Source organism: Flavobacterium collinsii, from assembly GCF_946903285.1.
Classification (GTDB): Bacteria; Bacteroidota; Bacteroidia; order Flavobacteriales; family Flavobacteriaceae; genus Flavobacterium; species Flavobacterium collinsii.
Map to the genome: position 1 here is coordinate 2,295,092 of NZ_OX336425.1, position 26,799 is coordinate 2,321,890.

General features: G+C 32.1%; 20 protein-coding genes and 2 pseudogenes. 15 read left to right on the top strand and 7 right to left on the bottom strand.

Annotated features, from left to right (window positions below):
- Position 1: 1 nt before the first annotated feature.
- Positions 2-313 (top strand): DUF3467 domain-containing protein, encoded by a 312-nt coding sequence (locus OGZ34_RS09975; RefSeq protein ID WP_017496730.1) that lies wholly within the window; start codon positions 2-4, stop codon positions 311-313.
- Positions 314-920: 607 nt separating this feature from the next.
- Here the strand turns inward: OGZ34_RS09975 and OGZ34_RS09980 are convergent.
- A complete protein-coding gene (locus OGZ34_RS09980; protein WP_173968361.1) occupies positions 921-2,513 on the bottom strand; it encodes a peptide chain release factor 3 in 1,593 nt (530 codons plus the stop codon).
- Between the two features lie 608 nt (positions 2,514-3,121).
- Here OGZ34_RS09980 and OGZ34_RS09985 point away from each other — a divergent pair.
- Positions 3,122-5,251, top strand: coding sequence for an MBG domain-containing protein (locus OGZ34_RS09985; RefSeq protein WP_263362922.1), 2,130 nt, complete (start codon positions 3,122-3,124; stop codon positions 5,249-5,251).
- A 144-nt stretch (positions 5,252-5,395) separates the two neighbouring features.
- Here the strand turns inward: OGZ34_RS09985 and OGZ34_RS09990 are convergent, their stop codons facing one another.
- A complete protein-coding gene (locus tag OGZ34_RS09990) occupies positions 5,396-6,838 on the bottom strand; it encodes an alpha-amylase (protein WP_173968360.1) in 1,443 nt (480 codons plus the stop codon).
- A 539-nt stretch (positions 6,839-7,377) separates the two neighbouring features.
- Here OGZ34_RS09990 and OGZ34_RS09995 point away from each other — a divergent pair.
- The 11 genes and pseudogenes from OGZ34_RS09995 to OGZ34_RS10045 all read left to right on the top strand — a co-directional run bounded on the left by OGZ34_RS09995 (position 7,378) and on the right by OGZ34_RS10045 (position 17,930).
- Positions 7,378-8,811, top strand: a complete 1,434-nt coding sequence (locus tag OGZ34_RS09995; RefSeq protein WP_173968359.1) for a peptidylprolyl isomerase — start codon at positions 7,378-7,380, stop codon at positions 8,809-8,811.
- A 78-nt stretch (positions 8,812-8,889) separates the two neighbouring features.
- Entirely contained in the window at positions 8,890-9,843 is a 954-nt protein-coding gene (locus tag OGZ34_RS10000) for an AAA family ATPase (RefSeq protein ID WP_173968358.1), read from the top strand.
- A 42-nt stretch (positions 9,844-9,885) separates the two neighbouring features.
- Complete coding sequence (locus tag OGZ34_RS10005) at positions 9,886-10,404, top strand: beta propeller repeat protein (protein WP_263362923.1); 519 nt, start codon at positions 9,886-9,888, stop codon at positions 10,402-10,404.
- 11 nt (positions 10,405-10,415) lie between these two features.
- Complete coding sequence (locus OGZ34_RS10010) at positions 10,416-10,778, top strand: hypothetical protein (RefSeq protein WP_263362924.1); 363 nt, start codon at positions 10,416-10,418, stop codon at positions 10,776-10,778.
- A 155-nt stretch (positions 10,779-10,933) separates the two neighbouring features.
- Positions 10,934-11,062, top strand: a pseudogene (locus OGZ34_RS10015) (AAA family ATPase); the annotation flags it as partial.
- Positions 11,063-11,278: 216 nt separating this feature from the next.
- Positions 11,279-11,446: a hypothetical protein gene (locus OGZ34_RS10020; protein ID WP_173968355.1), complete on the top strand. Its 168-nt coding sequence runs from the start codon at positions 11,279-11,281 to the stop codon at positions 11,444-11,446.
- A 162-nt stretch (positions 11,447-11,608) separates the two neighbouring features.
- Positions 11,609-11,770, top strand: coding sequence for a hypothetical protein (locus OGZ34_RS10025; protein ID WP_173968354.1), 162 nt, complete (start codon positions 11,609-11,611; stop codon positions 11,768-11,770).
- Between the two features lie 91 nt (positions 11,771-11,861).
- A complete protein-coding gene (locus OGZ34_RS10030; RefSeq protein ID WP_263362925.1) occupies positions 11,862-13,013 on the top strand; it encodes a hypothetical protein in 1,152 nt (383 codons plus the stop codon).
- Between the two features lie 93 nt (positions 13,014-13,106).
- Positions 13,107-14,279 (top strand): hypothetical protein, encoded by a 1,173-nt coding sequence (locus tag OGZ34_RS10035; RefSeq protein ID WP_173968352.1) that lies wholly within the window; start codon positions 13,107-13,109, stop codon positions 14,277-14,279.
- A 125-nt stretch (positions 14,280-14,404) separates the two neighbouring features.
- Positions 14,405-16,600 (top strand): peptidase domain-containing ABC transporter, encoded by a 2,196-nt coding sequence (locus OGZ34_RS10040; protein ID WP_173968351.1) that lies wholly within the window; start codon positions 14,405-14,407, stop codon positions 16,598-16,600.
- Between the two features lie 37 nt (positions 16,601-16,637).
- Entirely contained in the window at positions 16,638-17,930 is a 1,293-nt protein-coding gene (locus OGZ34_RS10045; RefSeq protein ID WP_263362926.1) for an HlyD family secretion protein, read from the top strand.
- Between the two features lie 43 nt (positions 17,931-17,973).
- Here the strand turns inward: OGZ34_RS10045 and OGZ34_RS10050 are convergent, their stop codons facing one another.
- The 3 genes from OGZ34_RS10050 to OGZ34_RS10060 are packed head-to-tail and all read right to left on the bottom strand — an operon-like array spanning position 17,974 to position 22,355.
- The gene (locus OGZ34_RS10050) at positions 17,974-18,882 is read right to left on the bottom strand and encodes a thiopeptide-type bacteriocin biosynthesis protein (protein WP_263362927.1); all 909 of its coding nucleotides are present in this window, start codon (positions 18,880-18,882) and stop codon (positions 17,974-17,976) included.
- Complete coding sequence (locus OGZ34_RS10055) at positions 18,863-21,094, bottom strand: lantibiotic dehydratase family protein (RefSeq protein WP_173968348.1); 2,232 nt, start codon at positions 21,092-21,094, stop codon at positions 18,863-18,865. Before OGZ34_RS10055 ends, OGZ34_RS10050 begins: the two co-directional genes overlap by 20 nt.
- A 16-nt stretch (positions 21,095-21,110) precedes the next feature.
- Positions 21,111-22,355, bottom strand: coding sequence for a lanthionine synthetase C family protein (locus OGZ34_RS10060; RefSeq protein ID WP_263362928.1), 1,245 nt, complete (start codon positions 22,353-22,355; stop codon positions 21,111-21,113).
- Positions 22,356-22,467: 112 nt separating this feature from the next.
- On the opposite strand from OGZ34_RS10060, the gene OGZ34_RS10065 reads away from it, so the two are divergent.
- Entirely contained in the window at positions 22,468-22,638 is a 171-nt protein-coding gene (locus tag OGZ34_RS10065) for a hypothetical protein (protein ID WP_173968346.1), read from the top strand.
- Between the two features lie 170 nt (positions 22,639-22,808).
- Positions 22,809-22,979: pseudogene (locus OGZ34_RS10070) on the top strand (AAA family ATPase); the annotation flags it as partial.
- A 61-nt stretch (positions 22,980-23,040) separates the two neighbouring features.
- On the opposite strand, the gene xrtN reads toward OGZ34_RS10070, so the two are convergent.
- A complete protein-coding gene (gene xrtN / locus OGZ34_RS10075) occupies positions 23,041-24,288 on the bottom strand; it encodes an exosortase N (protein WP_263362929.1) in 1,248 nt (415 codons plus the stop codon).
- Entirely contained in the window at positions 24,288-26,777 is a 2,490-nt protein-coding gene (locus tag OGZ34_RS10080; RefSeq protein WP_263362930.1) for an XrtN system VIT domain-containing protein, read from the bottom strand. Before OGZ34_RS10080 ends, xrtN begins: the two co-directional genes overlap by 1 nt.
- Between the last annotated feature and the right edge of the window lie 22 nt (positions 26,778-26,799).

Here is a 26,799-nt window from a genome sequence, read left to right on the forward strand (position 1 = left end):
TATGAGTAATCCGAACCAACAACAAGAACAGATTAACATTGAGTTAGACGAAACTATTGCAGAAGGAATTTATTCTAATCTTGCAATTATCAATCACTCATCATCAGAATTTGTTTTAGATTTTGTGAGTATTATGCCTGGTATTCCTAAAGCCAAAGTAAAGTCAAGAATTGTCTTGACACCACAACATGCTAAAAGATTATTAAAAGCAATTGGTGAAAATATTCATCGTTTTGAAGTCGCTCATGGCGAAATCAAAGAGACTGAACAAGCTCCGATACCGCTTAATTTTGGTCCTGCGGGACAAGCATAAATTTTAAAAGCCCCAGTAATGGGGCTTTTTTTATGGTATAAAGCTAAAATTTTAAGGCAAATTTTGGTTCAATATAAAATGTTAGGAGCTGATAGAAGTTATTCCTTTATTAACGATTTCAGCTTTTTATTTATGAGATCATTTTATTACAGCTGATTTTATAATTGGTGTTCTCTCCTGATATAGATATTTGAAATGTGTAAAAATGGGCTGAAAGCCCAAAAATATAAAAATAGTGCAACGCACTATAAATTAAGATAATGAATCATATTGCCCTGAAAAGGCATAAGCTGTTACAGGAAAGTCTGGTAAAGAAAGTTTTGATGATTTTTATCACTGTGATACAACGGATGTGTGTGAATTTTGTCAATCGGTACAAATCCTTGTGTATTTGCGATTAAAACAAATAAAAATGCATTTTGACGGATTTATTTTTACTTTCGTCGACAAAATTTCTTGTTTTGAATCCATTGCCGTAAATTGCGACTTCCTAAATAAAAGATATTAATTTTGGAATATATTAACTAATTAAGGTTGGATTAATTCAAATTAAAAAAAAGCGCTAATTTTAAATTAGCGCTTTTTTTATTGGATATTTTGAAATTTCTTAGTCAAATTCTGAGGTAAAAAACAATTTTACACTTGGATATTTACTTTGCGTCATTTGAATTGTAAAATCTGAATCAGCAAGGAATACTAGCTGACCGTATTTGTCGTGGGCAAGGAATTTTTGTTTGATACGTTTAAATTCTTTAAATTCTTCATTTTTAGCATCATCCGGTTTAACCCAGCACGCTTTGTGAACAGGGAAGTTTTCGTAAGTACATTTTGCACCATATTCGTGTTCTAAACGATACTGAATTACCTCATATTGAAGTGCACCAACAGTTCCGATAACCTTACGATTGTTCATTTCCAGAGTAAACAACTGTGCAACTCCTTCATCCATTAACTGATCGACTCCTTTTTCTAATTGCTTAGCTTTCATAGGATCGGCGTTGTTGATGTATCTGAAATGTTCCGGAGAGAAACTTGGAATTCCTTTAAAGCTCATTATTTCTCCTTCAGTTAATGTATCACCAATTTTAAAGTTTCCTGTATCGTGTAAACCTACAATGTCTCCTGGATAAGAAATGTCTACAATTTCTTTTTTTTCAGCGAAGAACGCATTTGGACTCGAGAATTTTAAATTTTTCTTTTGACGAACGTGGTAATAAGGTTTGTTTCTTTCAAAAGTTCCAGAAACGATTTTAATAAAAGCTAAACGGTCTCTGTGCTTTGGATCCATATTCGCATGGATTTTAAACACAAAACCGGTCATTTTTTCTTCTGCCGGATCAACCAAACGAGTTTCAGAATCTTTTGGTCTTGGCGACGGAGCGATTTGAACGAAACAATCTAGTAATTCACGAACCCCAAAATTATTCAAAGCCGATCCAAAGAAAACAGGCTGTAATTTACCATCTAAATAATTCTGACGATCAAATTTTGGATAAACTTCATCGATCAATTCTAATTCTTCACGAAGTTTTTCAGCTGCTTTTTGACCCACAATTTTATCTAATTCCGGATTGTTTTGAACATCAGAGAAAGCAATCGTTTCTTCGATATTTTTACGGCTGTCTCCACTAAAAAGGTTGATGTTTTCTTCCCAAAGATTATAAATTCCCTGAAAATCATAACCCATCCCGATAGGGAAACTTAGAGGCGTAACGGTTAGACCTAGTTTTTGCTCTACTTCATCCATCAAATCAAAAGCATCTTTTCCTTCACGGTCTAATTTGTTGATGAAAACAATCATCGGAATGTTACGCATTCTACAAACAGCTACTAACTTCTCTGTTTGTTCTTCGACTCCTTTTGCAACGTCAATTACAACAATAACACTGTCAACAGCCGTTAAAGTTCTAAAAGTATCTTCGGCAAAATCCTTGTGTCCCGGAGTATCAAGGATGTTGATTTTTTTGTCTTTATAATTAAAAGCAAGTACAGATGTTGAAACCGAAATACCTCTTTGGCGTTCGATTTCCATGAAATCACTCGTTGCTCCTTTTTTTATTTTATTATTTTTTACAGCTCCTGCCTCCTGAATAGCTCCTCCAAATAACAATAACTTCTCTGTTAAAGTTGTTTTACCGGCATCAGGATGCGATATAATTCCAAATGTTCTTCTGCGTTGTATTTCTTTTAAAAAGCTCATATTTCGTATAAATAGGTTGCAAAAGTACTATTAATTACGGCTTAATAAAAATATTCACTTCTTAAAATTTTGTGCTTAGCATCATCTTTCGGGCTAATAGAAAAAAACATAGAAAAATGTAAATATCACTAATATCTGGTATTGTTTATTGTCTTATTATTTCTTATGCGAGTAAAGCATAGTTCTTGTTTTAGTCGGTACTTATTTTAGAAAAAAAACAGTTTAGAATTCTTTTATGAGTCAGTATTACAGTGGTTTAAGTAAAGATGGTTTCTAAATTTCATTCTTGAAATTGTAGTCTGTGTGTTGGATTAAAGTGACTTGAAAAAAAGAAACCTAAAAGGGAAAAATCACCAAATTCCGGTATTGTATAATTCGTAATATTCTGTCAATTTTGTCAGGTAATAATCTTACAAGTGATTCGGATTGATTGAAGTTGAAGATTTGTTGAGCGATTTTGCAAGTGCATGTTTTAACTTGAATAGGTCTCAAGTGGTGTCGTTGACTAAGCAATATCTGTTGCGAATTCAAAGGGTGTATTTGTGCATGTGCTTGATTATTATGTTTATAAGGGGGGGGGTAAGGGAAAAAATAACTATTTAATTATTATGAAAAAAGAATTACTATGGATGTATTTCTGTTTGTTCGGATTCATCACTTATTCTTACGGACAATTGAATTTTTCTTCAGCGCCCAAAACGACTGCCGCAATTGGGGAATCTTATGGAGGCGCAATTGAAGTCAACGATCCGACGGCAGTTTTATCCTATCCGGTACTGCCGGACTGGCTGAAATTTGAAGACAGTGGGACTTTTGAACCTCATGATTATGGCCCGTTGTCGATATCAGAGCATGGAGAGATTACTGGTGATAAGGACGGAAATGTTTATTTCCAATGGTGGGATCCGGAATTGGGATTGGGAAGCGGTAACAGCGACGTCTACATCGCTAAGATTTCCAGAGATCAAAGTGTTGACTATCGTTGGAGAAAAATAGAAGGGAAATGGATTGCAAGATCCTTCTGTGTGCTTAATGACTACATTTACGGGTTGTTTGATGTTTATGGTTCTTCAGGGCCTAATTGTATTGTAAGATTTTCTATTAGCAGACCGCAACAACCTGCGGAGCTTGTTTATATTGTAAATCGTGTTGGTGGTCAGTCTGGCTGGGCTATCTCGGCCAGTAAAGCCGGTAATGACAAGCATATTTATTTGTCTTCCAGGCAACATAGAAATGTTATTAAGATAAATCCTGAAACAGGAGAGGGAGTGGATCACTGTCCTAAAGGTTCAATGCCTGGAAACCTTGCTGGTATAGCTGTTGCCAGTGACGGGAGTGTTTATGTTCAGAGCTATACAACTGGCTATGCCATAATGAAGATACCGCCGGGTGGCGGAAGTCCGGTTCAATTCTCTTCCCGTTGGCACGGACTTGGTTTGTTTATAGATTCTAAAGATAATCTGTATGCTACACAGGTATATTCGGGAAATATAACAAAAACTGATCTTAAAAAAAGCCCGGTTAGTTGGAGTAATCACCTGTTGCCACAAAATTCCATAAATCGTATAGTTGGGCTGACAGAAATTGACGGATTTCTGGTATATGGCGATTGGGGGTTAAAGAATGCGTCGCATAAGATGATTCGTATGAATGCAATTCTTGTAGGTACACCAACTACTGCAGGCATATTTCCAGTAAAAGTTACTGCAACATCCCGAGACGGTAAAACTTCTAAAGATTTGGAGTATAATATTGTGGTTAAGGATTTGCCAAAATTATCTGATTTCCAGGATATCACGGGAAAGCTTGGAGATGTTATCAAGCTGCCAACTCCAATATCTAATAGTCCGGCTGCTTTTAGTTATAGTTCTAATGATACTTCGATAGCGGTAATCGATGGCAATCAGTTAACTTTTATTGGTAATGGTACCGCTGTGATAACAGCAGCTCAGGAAGGTACCGAAGATTATTTTAAGAATTCTATAAGCTGTAGGGCCATTTCCAGACTTGCTGCAGATGAAATTGATAAAACTTATGGCGATGCTCCATTCCTGCTGCCAGTTAAGTCTTTAAATGAGGCGCCTGTTAGTCTTTATGTTGGATCCAACAACGGGGTAGCGACAATTGATAATATTACCGGAGAGGTCACAATTGTTGGTGCGGGGTCAGTTACTTTTTATTGTTATAAGTTTGGAGACAAACCGGAAACAGTAGTGGCTACTGTAAATGTAAAGAAAGCTGATTTAGTCATTACAGCAGATAATAAGTCCAAAAATTACGGAGCTGCAAATCCGGTATTAACTATTTCTTACACGGGATTTGTAAACGGAGATACACAGGTTGGTCTTACCAGGGCTGCAACAATTACAACAACGGCCAATGACTCAAGTCCGGCAGGTAATTATCCTATTGTGGTAAGTAATGGAGAGTCAGATAAGTATGATTTTATTTATGAAAATGGTATCCTTACTATTATAGATTCCAGTTTGGGAACTGACAAGTTTAATAAGGGGAACTTTAGTTATTATCCGAACCCGGTTAAAGACAAATTGTATGTTTCTTTGGATCAGGAAATTGATAATATTACTGTTATTAGTTTTACAGGACAAATCGTTCTTGAAAAACCAATTCATGCCAATCAATTCGATATCGATTTGTCAGTTTTTGCATCAGGACTGTATTTTGTGAAGTTAAATACTGGAAAACAATCTAAAATTATAAAAGTGACTAAGAATTAATTTACCCGATAAAACAAACATGTGATTGTCTAAATCAGAATGAATCCTTATAATATTTTTTATGTTTGCAGTTGAGGCTTCATAATGAAATCAAAAATTCTAAGGCTGTTTTTTAGAACGGCCTTAGAATTACAAATTTTGAAATTATTGGTTAACAGACCAAATTGAATATCCTTTTGGAGGACATTGTATTTTTACCCATTTATCGGCCTGAGTTGTTGGATACCAGCTTGAATTTCCGGTAAAATCTTTGATTTGAGTGCTAGCCCAATTGGTTTGAACCCATCTTTCCTGCCAGACGTCTGAGTTATTAATGTAAACAACCAATCCGGGATTTCCGTTGTAACCATTTCTTCGTGCTACATATTCGTCATTGTCAGAATATAAAATTGAAGTTGTTCCGGTTGCTTTATTGTTATGAATCCAGATCAGATTGTTTAGTTTGCTCTTGTCTAACCATTCTTCATAATCTCTGTAAAAAATAGTTGGATAACCTTCATGTGTCAATATATAGGAATACGCTAATAATTTACTCCAGATTTCATCAGTATCGTGATTGGTTACAAAGGTTACAGCTTTGTAAGGGTTTCTTTTCCACATCATATCATCATTCAGTAATGCCAGATTGTTTCCGTCAAAAGCATCATTCATTTTGTAATAACAGGCAAAATCAAAAACCGAACTGTTGGCGTTGTTTGCCCAGTCATTTAGCACATTTACATTAGAATCCCATAATTCTCCAACCGAAAATCCGCCAACATTAGCATTCCAGGAGTTTACTACCCAGGCGCCAAAGCCTTTTACGTAATCGAACCTCCAGCCGTCAAACTTCATCGTATTTTTGTAATATTTACCCACACCGTCAGCTCTTAGCCACAGCCAGTCCTGTACATGCGGGTTGGCATGGCATAAATCAGGAAAGCCTCCAAAAGCGCCTTCGTCGTTATTTCCGTAACTGTTCTTGTAGAAGTCATTATAATTACGTGTAAACTTTCCGGAAGCCACTCCGCCAAAATTAGTCCAGGTATTGGTTCCCGTAAAAGGATTGGCTTCTGATTGTCCGCCACTATTATGATTGATAACAATATCTGCATATACCTTTAGATTCTCAGTATGTGCATTGGTAATTAAGCTGACCAATTCGGCTTTTGAACCAAATCGGGTTTCTATAGAACCATTTTGATTGTAATCTCCAAAATCAAAATAATCTGTAGGGTCATATCCCATAGAGAAAGCTCCGTTTTGTGCTTTAGAGGCAGGAGGAAGCCATATAGAGCCGATTCCTGCATTCGACCAGGCTGTTACTTTGCTGCTTACCGTATTCCACCAGGTTCCTCCGGACGGAACATCCCAGTAAAAGGCCTGCATCATAACTCCGCCACCAGGATTGTCTACGTATTTTCCGGTTAAGGATGAATTTGAGGTTCCGGTACTGAAAGGTCTTCCGTCATGATGTGTAACGTTAATAATTTCAAATTGCTGACTCTGAGCTTTTGAATCTGTTTCAACTGTTTCATTTTGAGAACATGAACCTAAAAATGAAGTAATCGCTGCAATCAGGTAAAGTTGTAGAATTGGTTTTTTCATAATTTTCGATTTGGTTAAGATGAGTTAATAAAGTTTGCAATTGTAATCTATCGGCCTAAAAAGAAGTATTATTCGTAATTTATCTGCTCTTAAATTATTAATTACGTATCTAAAGTATATGTTTTTTGATTTCATTCGATTTTGCAGGAAAATAGTTATCCCACGAAAACGTTGTAGTACTGATAACTTTTTTTGTTACAACCGTATTTAAAGATTTGAAATTTAGTAAAGCCTGTTTCTAAAACGTATTGTTTCAGGACTTAATAACAACTTAGTGCGATTTTTAGTAGCTATTTAACGGGGCTTAGAAGTCAGTTACTAATAAAATTGAAGATCAGCTCTATAATTTTTTGTTAATAGTATTGCTGATAGTTGTATTATGTAATTGAATTGTTATTTTTGTTCGTTATAAGTCAAAATGAACTAGATCTTAATAGTTTAATGTTTCCGGAAGTATATTCCTGAAGTATTTCAAAGTAAGCTCGGTTTAAGACGAAATTCTAAAGCAAGACCTTTACATTCAAATTAAATTTTAAATAATGTTATTAAAAAAATTATCGCTAAAAACAATTGATTTCAAATTCGTGTTGACAATGTGTTTTTTATTTTTTTTCAACTCAATTATTTCGGCTCAGGAAGTTATTAAGGATACAGTAGTTAGCAAACCCGCTATTGTCGTTCCATCTGGACAAAAGCTAAAAATTGACGGTATTATTGCTACAGTTGGAGATTATATTGTTTTGGATTCGGATATTGATAAAGGATTTTTAGAAATTTCGGGACAAGGAGGATCTACAAAAGACATTACCAGATGCCAGATGCTAGGTAAGCTTTTAGAAGATAAATTGTATGCACATCAGGCGATTCAGGATAGTATTGTAGTGAGTGATGCGGAGATTAGGAGTATTATGGAGGATAAGTTAAGTACAATGACTCAGCAAGTTGGAGATATTAATAAAGTTGTAGCTTATTACAAAAAGAATTCAGTTGAAGAATTTAAAACCTATTTTGCAGATATCTTAAAAGAGCAAAAATTAGCTTCAGAAATGACTAAGAAAATTGTGGATGCGGTTGAAATTACACCGGAAGAAGTTCGTAATTTCTTTAAAAAGATTCCAAAAGAGGAGTTACCAACTTTCGGAGCTGAAATGGAAGTGGCACAAATTGTGGTAGAGCCTAAAGTTTCAAAAGAAGATGAGCAAAAGGTAGTAGATAAGCTGAATGCGATGAGAAAAGATATTTTGGCAGGATCTAGTTTTGCTACCAAAGCCGTTTTGTATTCTCAAGATAAAGCTTCTGTTCCGAGTGGTGGCTTTTATAAAATGAACAGAAAAACGCCCTTTGTAAAAGAGTTTAAGGATGTTGCTTTTAGTTTGAGAGAAGGGGAAGTTTCGGAGCCTTTTAAAACTATTTTTGGATATCATATTATTATGGTAGAAAAAATCAAAGGACAGGAAATTGAATTACGCCATATTTTAATTATGCCTACAATTTCTGAAGCTGCTTTGAAAGAGGCGAAAGAAAGAATTACGAATATTAGAAATAAAATTGTTAGTAAAGAGATTACTTTTGCTGAGGCCGCGAGAACAGAATCTGATGAAAAGGAAACAAGAGCAAATGGAGGGGTTTTAATTAATCCGAATACACAAGATACCCGTTTTGAGTTGACTAAGATGGATCCGACATTATACAGTCAGGTTTCTAATTTAAAAGACGATGAAATCTCTCAACCAGTTTTAAATACAGATGATAAAGAGAAAAAAACGTATAAAATAGTTACAGTTACCAATAGAATTGATGCGCATACTGCAGATTATGCTAAGGATTATACTAAAATTAAAGACTTGGCATTGAAAGAAAAGCAGATCACGACAATTTCAAAATGGTTTGATAATAAAATAAAAGATACGTATATCAAAATTATTGGAGAATACAGAGATTGTAATTTTGTTTACAATTGGCTAAAAAAATAATTTTTATTAAATAAAGAAAAAGAGTTAGTTTTATGAATTCATAATACTAACTCTTTTTAATTTAAAAAACATATCTAAATGTCTGACGTAACAGCAATTCATAATTTAGTTCAGAAACGAAACGAATTAAAAAACGAAATAGCAAAAATTATTGTAGGCCAGGATGCCGTTGTAGATCAAATTTTACTGTGTATATTTTCAGGAGGTCATGCTCTTTTGATTGGTGTGCCGGGTTTGGCAAAAACTTTAATGATTAATACTTTGTCTCAGGCTTTAGGTTTAGATTTTAAAAGAATTCAGTTTACGCCGGATTTAATGCCTTCGGATATTCTGGGAAGTGAGATTCTGGATGAAAACAGATATTTTAAATTTATCAAAGGGCCTATTTTTTCTAATATCATTTTGGCCGATGAGATCAACAGGACTCCGCCTAAAACACAGGCTGCTTTACTTGAAGCCATGCAGGAACGTTCTGTTACCATTGCAGGTCAAAACTATAAGTTAGATTTGCCTTACTTTGTATTGGCTACCCAAAATCCAATTGAGCAGGAAGGAACCTATCCGTTGCCGGAAGCGCAATTAGACCGTTTTATGTTTGCTATTAAGTTAGAATACCCAACTTTTGAAGAAGAAGTTCAAGTAGTGAAACGTACCACCTCTGATGTTAAAACAACCATTAATCCATTATTCACTGCGCAGGAAATTATCGATTTTCAGCATTTGATTCGTAGGATTCCCGTAGCCGATAATGTAATTGAATATGCGGTAACTTTAGTCAGCAAGACACGTCCTGATAATGCTTTGTCAAATGATTTTGTTAAAAATTATTTAGATTGGGGAGCAGGACCAAGGGCTTCTCAGAACTTAATTTTGGCTGCAAAAGCTCATGCCGCTTTCAATGGGAAATTTTCTCCGGATATTGAAGATGTCAAAGCAGTGGCAACCGGAATTTTAAGACACAGAATTATTAAAAACTATAAAGCAGATGCCGAAGGAATAACAGAAGAAGTTATCATTCAGAAACTGTTGTAAAACCGATTATCAAAAGCCTCGTAAATTGCGAGGCTTTTTTTTGTGGATCATCTTTGTGAGCATGCAAAGGGTTTCTGCGCTATCGTTGCCTCTATATCCGATTCATCAGGTTGCAATTCGGTGGATGGTCTGAAGGAAGCCAGTGTATATGCCGTAGGATTCAACGGTGAAATTTGGCATCGACAGCAAGGCATCTGGCAATCAATTGACTCGCCCATCAACTTGGCGCTTCATCAAGTTAAAGTGGTACGTGAAGACCTGGTATTCGCCTGCGGGCAACTGGGCACCTTGCTGCGCAGTAACGGCGAGCACTGGGAAGTGATAAAGCATGACGTTTCGACCGATGACTTCTGGGAACTGGAGTGGTTTGGTGAGCGGCTGTACGTGGCCACTGAGAGTGGGCTTTTCTGGCTGGAGAGCACCGATGACTTACAGCCCGTGGATATGGGCATTACTTCAGCACCCACTTGCCAACATCTGCATGCCGTCGATGGTGTACTGCTGTCCAGTGGGCCTAGAAACTGTGCTGGAGCAACGATGGAGAACTCTGGCATGAGATAACACCTTGATATGTGTCAGCTTACTTTTGGGCTTGGAGGTATTTAGGTGTCAATCCCCTCATTCTCGACCAGTACAATGAAGAAGTCACCTCCCTCGCCATTTTGCGTGCCCATGCCGTCGAGGCGCTGAACTTAGACCTGAGTCAACTGGTGATCCTCGAGAACCGCATCAAAGCCCATATTGACGGCCTGTCAGCCGCTGACCTCAAAGGCCTGAATCTACTGCTGGAACAACTCGGTACGAGTGCCCTTTCCGCGGCCGTGCTGGCCTTCCAGATGGGCAGGAGCGCTGCGTTGTTCACTATCTCCAACAGCGTGTATACTTACTTTGACGACGAACGCTACTTCATTGTATGGATTAGTTATGCCGATTAAGAGAAGATATAGTTAGCAGAGATGGTAAAGTAGTGATTCGACCTGTAAATTTAATTTTGATGCCTCCTATTTTTTGATTTCGAATGTAATTATTTAATTAACAAAGCTAATAATGATAATATTTTGGTACGTGGTAATGTTTTCCTAGTGTGCAAGAAATTGCGGCTGATATTGAAGATGTCAAAGCAGTTGCAACCGGAATTTTGAGACGCAGGATTATTAAAAAATATAAAACTGATGCCGAAGGTATAACAGGAGAAGTTATCATTAAAACATTGCTTTAATTATATTTTTTACTAGGTAAAATCTTGCTATGTTGGGTTTTGATTTCTGGTTTGAATTTATTTTTTGAAAAAAAAGTAAGAATTGTATTGTGGTTAAAATTATATTTATATATTTGACATTATTAATATTATTCTCATTTATTTTTGAAAATTTATGAATTAATGAAATGATATTGGTTAAAATAAATTATTATTACACCATTAAACCTAACAATTATGAAATTAAGTTTTGAAGCTTTAAAACAAAGAGCAGAATTAGTAACATCTGAAGAAGTTATGAACAGTATATCTGGAGGAGCAGAAGCTGGATGTCACCTTACAGGTATTTTAGAAGTAGATTCAAAAATTATTGGAGCAAAACTTGCGCAAGCACAGCTACAGTAATTTTAAAAATAATTAAAAAATCTTATGGACATAATCCGTGAGATTTTTTTTTGAATTAAACTAAAGCTTTTTATTAGCTTGTTTTAGAAATTTTAAGTTTTTAAAATAAAAATAAAATCAGTTTTTAAAATAAAAATCTATTAATAATTAAATTAAAAAATTATGAAATTAAGTTTTGAAGCATTAAAAGAAAGAGCAGAATCAGTTACATCTGAAGAAGTTATGAACAGTATTTCTGGAGGAAAAATAGCAGCAGAAGCTGGGTGTCATCTTACAGGTGTATTAGAAGTAGATTCAAAAATTATTGGAGCAAAACTTGGATAATTTTTCAAGAAAATTCTTTTTTAAAAATTCTTGTGAATTCACAAGAATTTTTTTTTAGGTATTATTGATATAATTAGAATTTTAATAAATTATGATAGATCAAACAGAGTTAGTAAATACAATTAAATTATTGATTTATAAAGAAAATCCATCGTTACTAGAAAAAGTTGATTTTGAAGATGATAATGTTTTCTTAGAGCCTTTGCTGTTTAGCTTTTATAAATTAAAAGAAGATTTTGGATTTTCAGATCATTTACTAAAGGAAATTATACAAGGATATTTTATTTTTCCTGAAAAAATCGAACTTGAACATTCTTTTAGTTCTCAGGAAATAGCTTATGTTCCCAATGTTGGATACTTTAGAAAAAGTACAGAAGAACTAATTGATCCCATCATTATTATCGAAAATACAACCATCGAGCTTTTAAAACATCCGGTGAAATTATTAGAAAATATTTTCGAAAAGTTAGTTTTGTTGCCAAATGAAGAAATAATTATTGATGAAAATATTTATGCCAAAAACATCAAATTACTTACAAATGCGTTATCGTTTATAAAAGAAAACTCTCATGAGCAATACAAATTGATAGAGGAGTGTTGTAAAAAGATTTTAATGTTTAAAACTCATCCTGATAGTATTAATTCTTTTGCTACAAAAAGTGCACATGGAATTGCATTTTTTAACGTTTATCAAGAGGATTACGATGAAGTTTTTTTTGTAGATGATGTAGCACATCAGACAGGGCATATAATTTTGACTACGATACTACATGACAAAAACTCAGTGTTTAAAATAAATGAAAATGAGAGAGTAGAAAGTATAATTGGTTTAGAAGATCATAGAGATGTTTATACCTTAGTTCATGCTTTATATACTTATTATACCACTTTGCTTTGTCTTGACAGTTGTGTAACGAATAATGTCTTTAAAAATAGACAAGAGCATGAAGCATTGGGCAGAATTACATTTTATTTGTTAAAATGTACTTTAGATCTTGATAGATTGAAATTGGTCATTGTTAATTATGGTGAGATAAATGAAGTTTTTACAAGGTTAGGAATTGAAATAGTTGAAAAAATAGAAAATAAATATTTTGAAACTTTGAGAAAATATAAGATTTTATTAGAGGATTTTGACATGAAAAATCAACCGTATAATTTTACGTATTCCCAATTTGCAGAAAGCAACCCTATTGAAGATTTTTATGTTAAAAAAAATCTTCAACTCTACAAGTTTGCATAGCAGTAAAGACTATATAGTATTAAATTGCCCTTAGTTTTATAGCGTTTGATTTTTTTAAATTAGTTATAAAACTTTAGTTTTAAACAAAAAACAATGAATTTTATTGATATTGATCGATTTCTGTCAAACGGCAGAAATATTTTAAATGATAATATAAAATTAGCTCTTTATAAAGAGAATGAAAATATATTTGATGTTATTGACTTTGATAATGAGGAGGTTTTTAATGAACCATTACTATTCTCTTACTTTAATTGTATTGACTCGGAAAGAAGTAATCTCAATAGTTTGATTTGTGGATTTACAGATGTTTTAGAAGAAGTAAAAGTTACAACAGACAACTGTGGACGGTTTTATATTCCAAATGTTGGCTGGTTCTCTACTACATATTTTGATGTGAATTTAGTTTTTAAAATAAAAAACTTTGAGTTATATAAAGATGAGTTAGCTGTAAAATTTCATTTTGAAAAAGTTCAAAAAATTGAAAACACCAAAATTGAAATATTAAAGTATCCAATTTCTTTATTAAAACAGTTTTACTTTAATTACGAAAATAAATTACTTGATGTTGAGGTTGAAGAAATTTCTAAAACTCACTTTGCAACTATTACTGCAGCATACAATCTCATTAAAATGTATTGTCCTGAATATTTTTTATTAGTAGAGAAGTATTCACCAAAGTGTGTTGTCTTCAGGCTTGACAATCTTCAGAGAAACTCATTTGCGGCTCTTTCTGCTCATGGTATCGTTTTTTTTAATGCTTTTCAGGACGATTATAATGAAGTATTTTTTATTGATGATATTGCAAAGCAAAGCGGCCATGTCATATTAAATACTCTTCTTGCAGATAAAGATCTTTTTTTTAAAGGAGATAAAAACTTTATCTTGGATGTAATTGAGATTGAGGAAGTAGGATTTAAAGAAGTTGTTACAATAAATATGAAATTTCATAATATATTTTCTTACTATTGCTCACTCATTTGTCTGGATGCTTGCTTGGATAATAATGTTTTCTGCGCAGAGAAAAAACATGAAGCATTTGGTAGGATTTCTTTTTATTTGAACAAATATGCTCAGGATGTAATTAAAATTGAAAACTTAGCACAAAATTTCTTTTCTGAAAATGGTATGATAATGTATAATGAGATTAAAGATAAGTGTAGTATGATCAAGGAAAAATGGTTTTCAGTGCTAAAAGATATTGATTTAAGTAATCAGCCATATAATTTCACTTATTCAAAATTTTTAGAAATTAATCCAATTTGAAGTCTATGAGATTTTTAGAATTAATGAAGAATTTTAATTTTTATAAATAAGGTTTTATATTTTTCAAAGTCTTCAAAAAAAAGATTAATTACAAGAATTTTTACAAATATACACGTGTTAAGCTTATGGCATTAAAGAATAATTTTCCTTTTTTTAAACAATTAGATTCCCGAGACTGTGGGCCAACTTGTCTTAGAATAATTGCAAAACATTATGGTAAAACTTTTTCAAGAGAATTATTGAGAGAGAAAGCACATATAACAAAAGAAGGAGTGACTATGGCTGGTATAGCGGAAGCAGCAGAATCTATTGAAATGCGCTCACTTGGAATGCGGGTTTCTTTGGAAAGTCTTGTAAATGAGCTTCCTACTCCGTTTATCTCTCCTTGGAAAAATAAACACTTTGTTGTTGTTTACAAAACGAGTAAAACTAAAATTTATGTTTCTGATCCTGCTAAAGGTTTATTAACCTATTCTCATGAAGAGTTTTTACGATCCTGGACTGATTCAGATGATGGTTTGGGTTTTGTATTGTTATTAGAACCAAATACCAATTTCTCTTTACAACAGGATGAGGTAAGTAACAATAAAGGCTTTTCTTTTTTGTTGCCTTATTTTAAGCCTTACAGAAAATTAATTGTACAACTTTTTGTAGGATTATTTGTTGCAACGGTCATACAATTTATTTTGCCTTTTTTAATGCAAACTATTGTTGACGTAGGGGTTAATAATAGCGATATTTCTTTTATTTATCTTATTCTTATTGCTCAATTTGTATTGATTTTGTCACAAACTCTTGTAAGTATTTTTAGAGAATGGATTTTAATACATATAACGAGTCGTTTTAACATAAAAATGATTTCAGATTTTTTATATAAAATGCTTAAGCTTCCTGTTATTTATTTTGATACAAGAAACACCGGTGAACATTTGCAAAGGATTGTTGATCATGATCGAATTCAAAGTTTTGTCTCGTCTTCAACATTAAATATGATTTTTTCAGTAATACTTTTTATTGTATTTAACTGTATATTATGTTATTACAATACAAGTATTTTTGTTGTTTTCATTTTCGGGACAATAATTTATATAGGGTGGACTTTCTTTTTTTTAAAAAGAAGAGCAGAATTAGATTATAAAAGATTTGAAGAAACTTCTTTAAGTCAAACTAGTTTGATACAAATTATTAATGGAGTTAAAGAAATAAAAATTAATAATTCTCAAAGAAAGAATAGGTGGAAATGGGAATTTATGCAGATAAAATTATTTAAGACTTCACTAAGTTCTTTAAAATTAGCTCAATTTCAGTCAATTGGGGCGACATCTATCAATGAGTTTAAAAACATGGCGATAACATTTCTGGCCGCCAAAGCGGTAGTTGATGGAAATTTGACACTGGGAATGATGATTTCTACACAGTATATCGTAGGACAACTAAATTTACCGTTAAACAGTTTTATAACTTTTATTCAAACCTGGCAAGATGCAAAAATAAGCTTAGAAAGGTTATCGCAATTGCATACTCGTGAGGATGAGGATTTAGAACAGAACGAGAAAGTAAGAGAACTGCCTTATAATAAAACAATTGAAATAAAGAATTTATCATTTAAATATGGAGGAAAATCGTCTTCTTTTGTATTAAAAAATGTTTCTTTTTCAATACCGGAAGGTAAAACTACTGCAATTGTTGGCGCAAGTGGGAGTGGTAAAACTACTTTGATGAAATTGTTACTGAAATTTTACAGTCCAACAGAGGGAACTATAAATGTTGGAGATGTTGAATTGAACAACGTCAATAATGATTTTTGGAGAATGAACTGTGGAGCAGTTATGCAAGATACTTTTATGTTTAATGATTCTATAGCTGGAAACATTTCAGAATCAGAGCAGAATGTGGTAATCAATAAGAAGAAATTAGTTAAAGCGGCATTTGTGGCAAATCTGGACGAGTTGATTCAAAAATTACCGGGCAAATATAATACAGAGTTGGGTACATCTGGCATTAGATTAAGTGGTGGTCAAGAACAAAGAATAATGATTGCCAGAGCAGTCTATAAAGATCCGCTGTATCTTTTTTTTGATGAAGCAACCAGTGCTCTAGACGCTAACAATGAAAAGACTATTATGGAAAACCTGAATAATTTTACTATTGGAAAAACAGTCATAATTGTTGCTCACAGACTAAGCACTGTTAAGAACGCGGATAATATTATAGTTCTTGAAAATGGTGAAATTGTTGAAAATGGTAACCACAATGAATTAACCCACTTAAGAGGAAAATATTATGAGTTGGTGAAAAATCAATTAGAGCTAGGGAACTAATAATTAATTTTTCAAAATAATTTTATAAAATAAATATATGGATGAGATAGATGAAAATATAAAAATTCATAGTGAGGAAGTTAGAGATATACTCTCTGATCCTCCTAAATCTATTTTACTTTTTGGTAATACTCTTTTATTTGGTTTCGTGGCCTTATTAGTTTTACTTTCTTGGGTGTTAAAATATCCGGATATCATTTCAGGTCAAATTACAATCACTACTGCAATTCCTCCGGAAAAACTTGTAGCAAAAGTTTCAGGAAGGATTGAAGCTATTTTGGTAAAAGATAAAGAAACCGTTTTAAAAGATACTCCGTTGGCGATAATCGAAAATGCAGCAAACTATAATGATGTTTTTCTTTTAAAAAATATAGTTGATACTATCGATATAAATAAAACCAAATTTCCATTTGAAAAATTAAAATCTTTGCAACTGGGTGAAATTGAGAGTGCCTATGCAGTTTTTCAGAAAGAAAGCGCGATAAATGAATTAAATAGCAATCTTCAACCATACAAAATTGAAGGAGCTGCCCAAGGTTATGAATCTACCCAGATAAAAGAACGATTAAATCTTTTAGAATCTCAACGTGATATCAATATCAGTGAATTACAATTACAAAGAAAAGATTTACTACGTTATCAGGGACTATTTAAAAAAGGTATAATATCTACTCAGGAAGTAGAAAAACAGGAATTATTGTATCTGCAATCCGAAAAAAATTTTAAAGGAATTTTAAATACAATCTCTACTTTAAAATCATCACTAAATGAGTTAAATAGGAAAAGCAAATCTACTCAAATTAATGAAAAAACGGAGAACGTTAATTTGGAGCGTAATGTTATTCAGTCATTTTATCAACTTAAGAAAGTTATCAAAGATTGGGAGTTGTCTTATGTTTTACGTTCAGCTATAAAAGGAAAAATAACTTTTTTACAAATTTGGGCAGTGCATCAAAATATTGAAGCGGGCTCTGTTGTATTTGCAGTAATTCCTGATGATAAAAGTAATTATATTGGAAAATTAAAAGCACCAGCCTTAAATTCTGGAAAAATAAAAGCGGGACAGGATGTTACTATAAGATTGTCGAATTACCCAGATACAGAATATGGAGTTATAAAAGGAAAAATTACTCAGATCTCATTGACACCAGATAAAGATAATAATATATTAATTGATGTGTCGTTACCTAATGGATTGGAAACGTCATATAAAAAACAGATTAATTTTCAGCAAGAAATGGTCGGTAGTGCAGATATTATTACACAAGACTTAAGACTAATTGAACGTCTTTTTTACCAGTTTAGAACAATCTTCAAGAGACAGGTTTAGTTCTTTCTTTTATGATGGTGAGCAAATGCACTAAATTATAAATTTAGTGTATTTGCTTTTTGTTTTTTGCTTCTAGCGAATTATAGTGTCTGTATAAAAAATCATATACCACCATTTCGTTTGACCTCCCATTTGATTTAAATAATCGATTAGTTAGCATATGAATATGACTATTTAGGAAGTCATCTAAGTTGAGATTTTGATAGTTAAGAATTTCTGCAACTATTGTAGAAATTGAAAGACTTTTTATTTTTAAGAGATTTTCAATTTCGATGTATTGATTTTCACCTATTGTAAAACAATTCATAAATGTTTCAATTGTTTTTCTTTTTAACCTGTATTTAGTATCAACCTGTATTTTTAAGTGCTTATCCATTCTAAACTCGGCAGCGAAATTGTTTTTTAAATTTTCAAGAAGATTCAATTTTTGTTTATTATTGTATTCAAAATCATTTAAAAACTGATCAATAGCTTTTAAGCAAAATAACCATCGTATTTCTTCTCCTTCTTCTCCTTCAATTAAATCGAGGAATTCACTTATCATAACGCTGTCATGAAAAAAAAGTCCCTCAGAAGGTTCAATAGTTTTTTCTCCGTATCGTTCAATTTCTCTTTGATAGGTGTCAATTTGTATTTTCCAGATTAAATCTTTGTTTAAATATTTTTTTAATAAGGGATTAAGTTTATTTATAACTTCAAAATATTCTTGTTCCTTCGAAAATTGAAATCTAATCCTAAGATGATTATCAGGATCTGAATAACGTATAAAAAACCATTTTTTGATTTTTTGACTTTTGATCAATTCCTTTGTTAATGGTTTAAATATTTCAGTTAAAATAAGGTCAGATGTTTTAAAACCAGTATAAATTTTATAATATAACCATTCGTCTCCTACAATAAAATTTCGTTGGATGTTAGATTTTTTTGGCATTTTAGTAGTTAAGTTTTTCATGGTTGTAAAACGAAAGTATTATTTGATTAGAATAGTATTCATCATTCTTATTTTTTACAATACTATCTTCAGAAAATAAAAATTCTATTATCTTGAACTTTTCGCGTGATTTTATTGTATCTAAAAACATTTTTACAGAAGTAATGTTTTTTAAATTAATTAATAGTTGGTTGTCTCCTTCGACTAGCAAAATTAAATCAGGTATTTTGTTATCTTTTTGAAAGTCTGAAATTTTAATTTTTAATTCACAATGATTGTTTAAATTGTCAAAAGCGGGCTTCAATAAATTGGTGTCAATGAACCAAGTTGCTTCATGAAATATGATTTTTCCAAATTCAATTCGTGGAATAAAATTATATTCGCTCACAATATTCCCTAAATCGAAAGTTAAACCAGTCCTTTTTTCGCTAGTTTGCAGATCACATAAAAAATGATATATTGGTAATGATAAATTGGAGTAATTATGGGCATTAGTCAATCTTGGAATTACTTCTTTATTATGTTTCCTGGAACGTAAAATTACTTTGTTGTTTTTAATCGATATATATAAATCGCTAATTTGAATTTGAAATTTACGGTCGATTATGGAGTTTCCTAAGTAAGGAATTTCAAATTCTCTCAAAGAAGGCCTTGCCAGAATATTTCCAATTCGGGCTTGTGGCAGATGTACAATTTCTGCTAAGATTTTAGTCTCATTTATTTTTGTTTCGACATCAATAATTTTTTTTACATGTCGGTGAATATTTTTGTCTCCATGGCAAAATCTTGCCAAAAGATTAGCTCCGCTAGAACCTCCAATATTATCAAATTTAATTTTTTGATTTTCATTAACGGTTACTAATTCAATTATAGTTGACATTGTATCAGGAAGATTGTCCCATTGAACTTGATCGTTAAAAAAGTCATTCTCGTTAAGAGAAATGATGTAATCATTATTTATAAAAGCATTTATTATTTTTTTATGAATAATTTGATTGTATGTAGAAGTGATTTGAGAAGAAAGGTTGTTTCTGTTCGGATCTGCAAAATTTAGATCATCAATTAAAGGATTCAGATCTCCTTGATTTCCTGTTTGCAGATACCCTATGCCAATTTCGGTATCTAGAGCGTGTGCTAATGAAATTTCTCTGCCTTCATATCTTTTTAGAAAACTTTTTTTAAAATCAGATAAATTTTTATTCTCAGAATTTACACTTAATTTATTCAACAATGAAATTGCTTTTTTTACCTCTTCAATAATATCTACGCTTATATTATTTACAGTTGTGGTTAGTGTCATGTCGGTTTGAAACAAGTATTTAGAATCAAGCCCTGTGTCTAATTTTTGGACTAATGAAATAATTTCTTGATATTGTACTATTTGATTGTCATGTGATTTGTCCAGATTAGAAATTAATTTTTTAATTTTTATTAAATCCTTCACTAAATGAGCCGTATTTTCTAAAGGCAATAAAGTTGCAATAATTTGATCATAAAATTCAATTCCAACAATAGATGGTTCTAAGTTGCTTGTTAGTATTTGATTTGCGATTAGGTCATTTACGAACTCAATTGCTAATTCAATATCAATGTTCTCATTTGTAATTGTCTTTACAATGTCTTTAAAAAGTTTGCCGTTTTTAGAAGAGTTTAGAATTTTTGTAATATACTTTGAGTTGTATAATGAAGCAATTTGATGGTTTCTTTTTCCGTCTGTATATATGTACTCTATATATCTGATGTTCTTTCCTACTTGATAAATTGTTTTATTTGGAGAAAAGATAAGCTGTTGCTTTACAAAATCAATTTTTTCAATATTATGCGCTAAAGCAACTAAGAAATTCATATCAAATCTAGTATGTCTTAGATTCTTAGTGCTCTCTTCCAGCACTATATTAGTATTTTTATTTACGTAGCCTATTGCACATCCGGCGAATAGCCCAAATGGGGTGCATCTTGAAGATAAACGAGAAAGGTATTTTAGAAGCGAATACTTGATTTTGTCATCAGATCCTTTATTTGGGGAATTATTTTTCCACTTTAAAATTTCATTGTGAAATTCTGGTGATGCAAGATATATGGCCTCTTTAATTGAGGAATCATCCAGTAAATCTGTTAAATATTTGTTTGTAATTTCTGTTTCTGAAGTAAGGTTTTTAAAAAATGATATTGGTTTTAAAGGGCTTCTGAGAATGTAGTTTTCAAAATGTTTATATGGAATATGCGTGTTCATTTGTTTGAATTATTAGTTAACTTAGCATTAAGCATTCATCCCAATTCGGATCTGATAAACTTAATAAATTTATAATTGTCAATCCAATTCCTGCGATTCCCTCTAGTAATGAAATTTCTTTTTTCCATTCTTCTTTTTCAGGAAACCATTTCTTATACCCTGCATTTCCGTCTTTATGATATGACATTTCTAACCCTTGATTACACCAAAAAAGAGATGCCTCATAAAAAATGGGGTTATTAGTGATTTTAAAAATGCGATTAAAAATTAATGCATTTCCAAATGCTCCATGACATATCCCTGCATCGTTGACCAAGGTTTTTTCAGGTGCTGTTCTGAGTGAAGCATGTGTTAGGATTTGGATGGCTTCTTTAAAAAATATTTTATTATTAAGAACTTTGGCAGCGTTGAGCAAAGTGATGCCAATTCCTAGATCTCCATAGCACCAGGCTAATCTACTGTTTTTGGGGTTGAGATTTTCTTGATGTTCTGAATCTTCGGCTTGGTTATTAGGAAATAATGAAAAACAATCTTCATTTTGATTTTTACAAGAAAGTATAAAATTAGTACTCTCAACAATCATATCTTCGACATGCGGTCTGAAAATATTTTCAGTGTGTAATCTGCACAAAAAATTAGTTATGCTGGTAATGCCATGGCTTAAACTTAAATTATATTCAGATGGCTGATCATCATTGTTTTTCTCTGTAGCCCATCTTATTGTGTTTCCTTTTTTTTCTGAATTATCCCTTAAATAGGTTATTATTCTTAAAAGGTTTTCCTCGTATTTTTTCTTTAAAATTATTGATGAAGTATTTTTATAACGTTTAAGAAAATAAAAACCGTATCCGATACCGCCGTGTAAAAAGTCATAGTAGCTATTTTTAAAATCATTTTTCATTTGACTTAGCAAATAATCGTCCAGGTCAACCAATAATTCGTCGTTATCAAAATCAATAAAATCTTCTTCTAGTAAATGCTCAAGTAGCCATCCAAAACCAGTTATTCCACTGCAATAAGTGGTGTGTGAGTAGCCTTCATTTATTCTTTCGAAACATTTCTTGATTAGTGTAATAGCAATTTCAGATGCGTCGTCGTTATTTTTTAATTTTGAATAATAAAATAAGAAAAGTGAAGTTCCTGAAAGCCCAGTAAATATCCCAATATTTTTAGAATCATTGTCTATTTTTAAAGTTTCATAAATTTCGTCCAGCTTAATTTCTAGTTTTAGATTTATTTTTTTATATACCTGCGTTGTCATTTATTCGTTCTTGTTGATATTTTGTTTTTTTGTATGAAATTTTTGTGTAAATGTATGAAACGTAAGTTTAAAATTATATATTTGATTATTATTAACAAAAAATATTAAAATTATGAAGAAAAAATTGATTGTAGACCTAGTCTTAAGAAAAGAAGTAGTTACAAAGTTAAATTTAGAAAAAATTAAAGGAGGTCAATACGCAGAAGAAGATACATATACTCATAAACAAAGTCCAATGACTTCTTGTAATGGTACTTGTAAAACAGTGCCTGTAAATCAATAAAATTCTTTATAAAAATTTAAAGGAATTGTCTCGTAACTTAAAAAGCAGAGAGATCATTATTAATTTGTCTCGTCCTACAAAAGCGATACAGATTATTACATAAAGATAATTAATTAAACAGTTGCAAGAACGGTCTTGCAACTGTTTTTTGTTTTATACATTCTCATTTGAACTTAATTTTGGCTGCAAAAGCTCATGCCGCTTTCAATGGGAAAATTTCTCCGGATATTGAAGATGTCAAAGCAGTGGCAACCGGAATTTTAAGACACAGAATTATTAAAAACTATAAAGCAGATGCCGAAGGAATAACTGAAGAAGTTATCATTCAGAAACTGTTGTAATAGATTCAATAAAAAAAGTAGAAACTCAAACTAGTAATGATTTCTAGTTTGGTTTTTTTATTTAATTTGATTTTGAGGTTTCGTTTATTAAAAAAATAGGTTGGCCATAAATCAATTTTATAAGTAAAACTTCAATAAGAGAGCTGTATTTTTTACCATTAGATTCGTACCACCAATACGATGTATAATTTTGGTTGTCTTTCTCCATTTTATTAAACCATATTTCTTCTTTGTTTACCAGGACTTTCTTCGATTCAATAATTTTGTACCCAGAGCCAGTCCAGCAAACCATCGGATTATGAGAGGGTGTTTTTATATAAGTCAATTTCTTAGGAGTTTCAATTTTAAAAACTTCCGTGTTTATCCAAGAGCCTTTTTTTGTATGATACTCAGAACTAACTTCCTGGCGAAAATTAGTTTCTGTTTCATTTTTGATTTTTATACTGGTTGCTAAAAGGATTGCAAATGATACCAATAGAATAAGACTTTTTGGTTTGATTTTCTTTACATCACCGTTTTTATCATTGTTTTCATTTTTTGGTTTTATATACTTAATAATGAATTGCATTGGAATGATCTGGTATACAGTAAAACAGATTAAACCAATAGCGTGATGCAAAAAGTTTTCCTGGGTGCAATTGAAAAAAATTAAGGTTACGATTCTAAAGTAATTAGATATAATATTGAGTGTTATTACAAGTAAGCAGAAAGAGAGTATCTGAAAAATGCCATAATATTGTTTGAGTCTTTTTTCTTCCAGTGTCATTAAGATTGCGCCAAATAACAATCCTGTCTTAAACATAGATAATCCCATGCAGGCAGTGTCGATGGTGATTTTTGCATTATTGATGTAAAAATTGACCCCTTCGATTTTATTTATAGGTATAAAATTCTTTAGTGTCAGATAAACGATATAACAAAGGCTTTGTTTTATTTCTGAGGTTAAGTGTGCAAAAAAAGCACTAAAAAGAGTCGAAAATAAAACAAGGCAAATGAAAGCAATAAAGGAAAATTTCCCGGTGAAATAATGGAAAACCAAACATAAAAATAATAGTATAGAAAGAAAATGAACCGATTTTGTGTTTAAACGCCAGCTGATGAATTCTAACAATAGAATACTAAGAATTAAGAAATAATTAATTTTGAAATTTGTTTTTCTCCCGCCAACAATAAAAAGACAAAGGGAGCCGAGAATTCCAAGGAAATCATGGTGTAGGTTTAAAAGCAATATCTTGCTGTTAATTGTAAAAAGGAGTAAGATTACAAAAACAGCAAGTATTGGTTTTTTCATTAGAATTAAATCCTTCATTAATTTGCTAATTTTTGTTTTCTATAATAGAATAAAATGGCAGATAAAACGATAAATAATAGTGCCCATTCATGTGGTTCCGGTACGGCGCCGTCATTATTGACAGAAGCATTTCCAAGGGTATCAACGTTTTTCTCAATTCCGTTATTTTTGTAATCTTCATCAGTTTCCAGTACAATTAAGGAAGATATTGGGGTAACAATATTAGCATCTTTGGCTAAATCGACATATTGATTCTGAACTAAAGAATCGTTTTGAATTTTTACTTGTTCTTCGAGTACTTTTCCAAAAGCATACATTCTGTATATATGATCCGGCCCATTCTTTTTCGGCGTTTTGGTTTGGGGACTTTCTGTAATAGCAATGTTTGCAGGTTCAATATTTACGGTATTCGGTTCTGTTTTAAATAATACAAACTGTTTTTTATGAATCAGCTCTAAACTGTTCTTTAAACTGGTCTGAAAGTAATCGACATATTTTTGTTCTTTTACGGTTTGCCAAAACGGATTAATATCAGAAGAAATATTAATTACTTTTAAATTTCTCTGTTTTGTTTCGCTTCTTATCTTCTTTAAATAATCAGAATTTTCAAGCTCTTCAAAATTGGCAGAGAACGTTCCTGATTTTGTAATGATTAAACTGTTTTTAGTGATTTGATAAAGCGGTAATAAAGAATAATGCAGCTCTTCAAATTCTAATGCAATGGCTCTAAAATTGTCTTTATTGATTTCTTTCTTTTCTTCATTTGTAAAAACAAATAAGTTTGTTCGCTCTAAATTCACATAGGATTCTATTTGTTTGGTGGTCCAGCTGCTGTTTAAGTCCAGTATAATTTCCGAAGGAGTAAAAGGAATAGCTGTTTTTTGAATGTTTTTAACTTCGTAAATTTTGTTTTTCCAAGCAAATGAGTTTGAGGTTTTTGTTAACGGCATAAAGGCTTCCCAACGATCTAATCCTTTCGATTGGTTAATGTAGTGACCTTTGTTCAGTTCAAAATCTTTACTGGTTTCAATTTTTGTGTTTCCAACGCTTTGAATTCGTGATATCGTTTCGGCAGTTGAAATATTTGGACCTTTAATAGAAAGACTTTGGTATTTCATTTGGTTGTCTTCAACTTTTAAAGGAGTTGTAAAACCGCATTTAAAAGTTCGGGGAGTGGTAGAGTTGATAGGGAACACTCTAACCACGACCTTATTTCCTTCTTTCCATTGCATTAAAGACGGATCACGGCTTTCTACGCCTACAATTTGATTATAGGCTGCTTTAGCTTTTTCTTTCGTAGTCAAAACACCTTTTCTTTCAATTCCGTTTACCCATAGTGACAATGATGTTGCAACAGAACCTTCCGGCAATTGAAAAGAATAAATAGCTTCCTGATTTCTCCAAGTATTTTCGGGACAGGCAATCTTCATGGTAACTTCGGTATAAGCCAGATGTGCGTCAGGGTACAGTTTTACATCTTCTTTAATGGTTTTGGTAAATAAATTTTTGCCGCTCCACAGTTGTTCTTCGGCTTCTAATCGTTTGTCGAAGTTTGATTTCAGAATATTGATTTTATCATCATGGCTAATATTAAGGTCCTTGCAGAATAGGTACGCAACAGATATAAATGGATTGTGTATTTTTTCCTCATTGAATTGTTTAGAACCGAAGGAACCGAAACTGTTAAAAGAGAATATGTCATGAAGCGGAATATAGACGATGTCTTTTTTTAGTAGTATCTCATTGAAGAAATTAGGTTTTAAATTTTGAGAAATCGAAATGTAACGTGGTAAATTATCGTCCTGATCAAAGGAACTGATAGCAGCTGATTGTACTATTTTATTGCTTTCGATACGCAATCCAATCGTAAAAAAAGTTAAGCTTAGAAGTATAACCAGGAAACCGGCGCTAAAAGAAAGGGTGTAATTTTTATTTCGGTTAAGATACCGAATAATTGTTGCGATATGGATGATGATAACCAATGCGGGAACCAAGCCATAAAAACCTAATCCTAAAACAATAATACCCATAAAGGAGAAAGGCATAATAGGAATCAGGTATATGGCAAAATACAAGATGATACCAAAAGATAAACCATTTATAAAAAATGCAATAGATGTATTTCGACTTTCGTCTGATTTGCTGTAGATGAAAAAATTAGACAGGCAAAAAAACAGAGTAGCCAAATAAACCCATATTTGAAGATCATGAAAAATAGGAACAAGAATATTTAAAGAGAAACATCCAATAAACCAGTTCAGAATTAATAAAGGAGTCAGGTGAATATAAGTTTCTTTGTTTCTTAGGATCATAAACGAAAGAACAATTCCATATACAAATTCAAAAACGAGACTTGGTATAGCAATTGATTCAAAATCATGAAATCGAAATTCTTTAGAGATAAGGGCGCCAATCAGGAAAAGACTGCTGAAAAAGGTTACGATTAATCCAATTGTCACTCCGGTTTTTTGAGTGTAATGTTTTAAAAGGTCTAATTTGTATTTCATAGTTGTAGTTATTTAAAAGTAC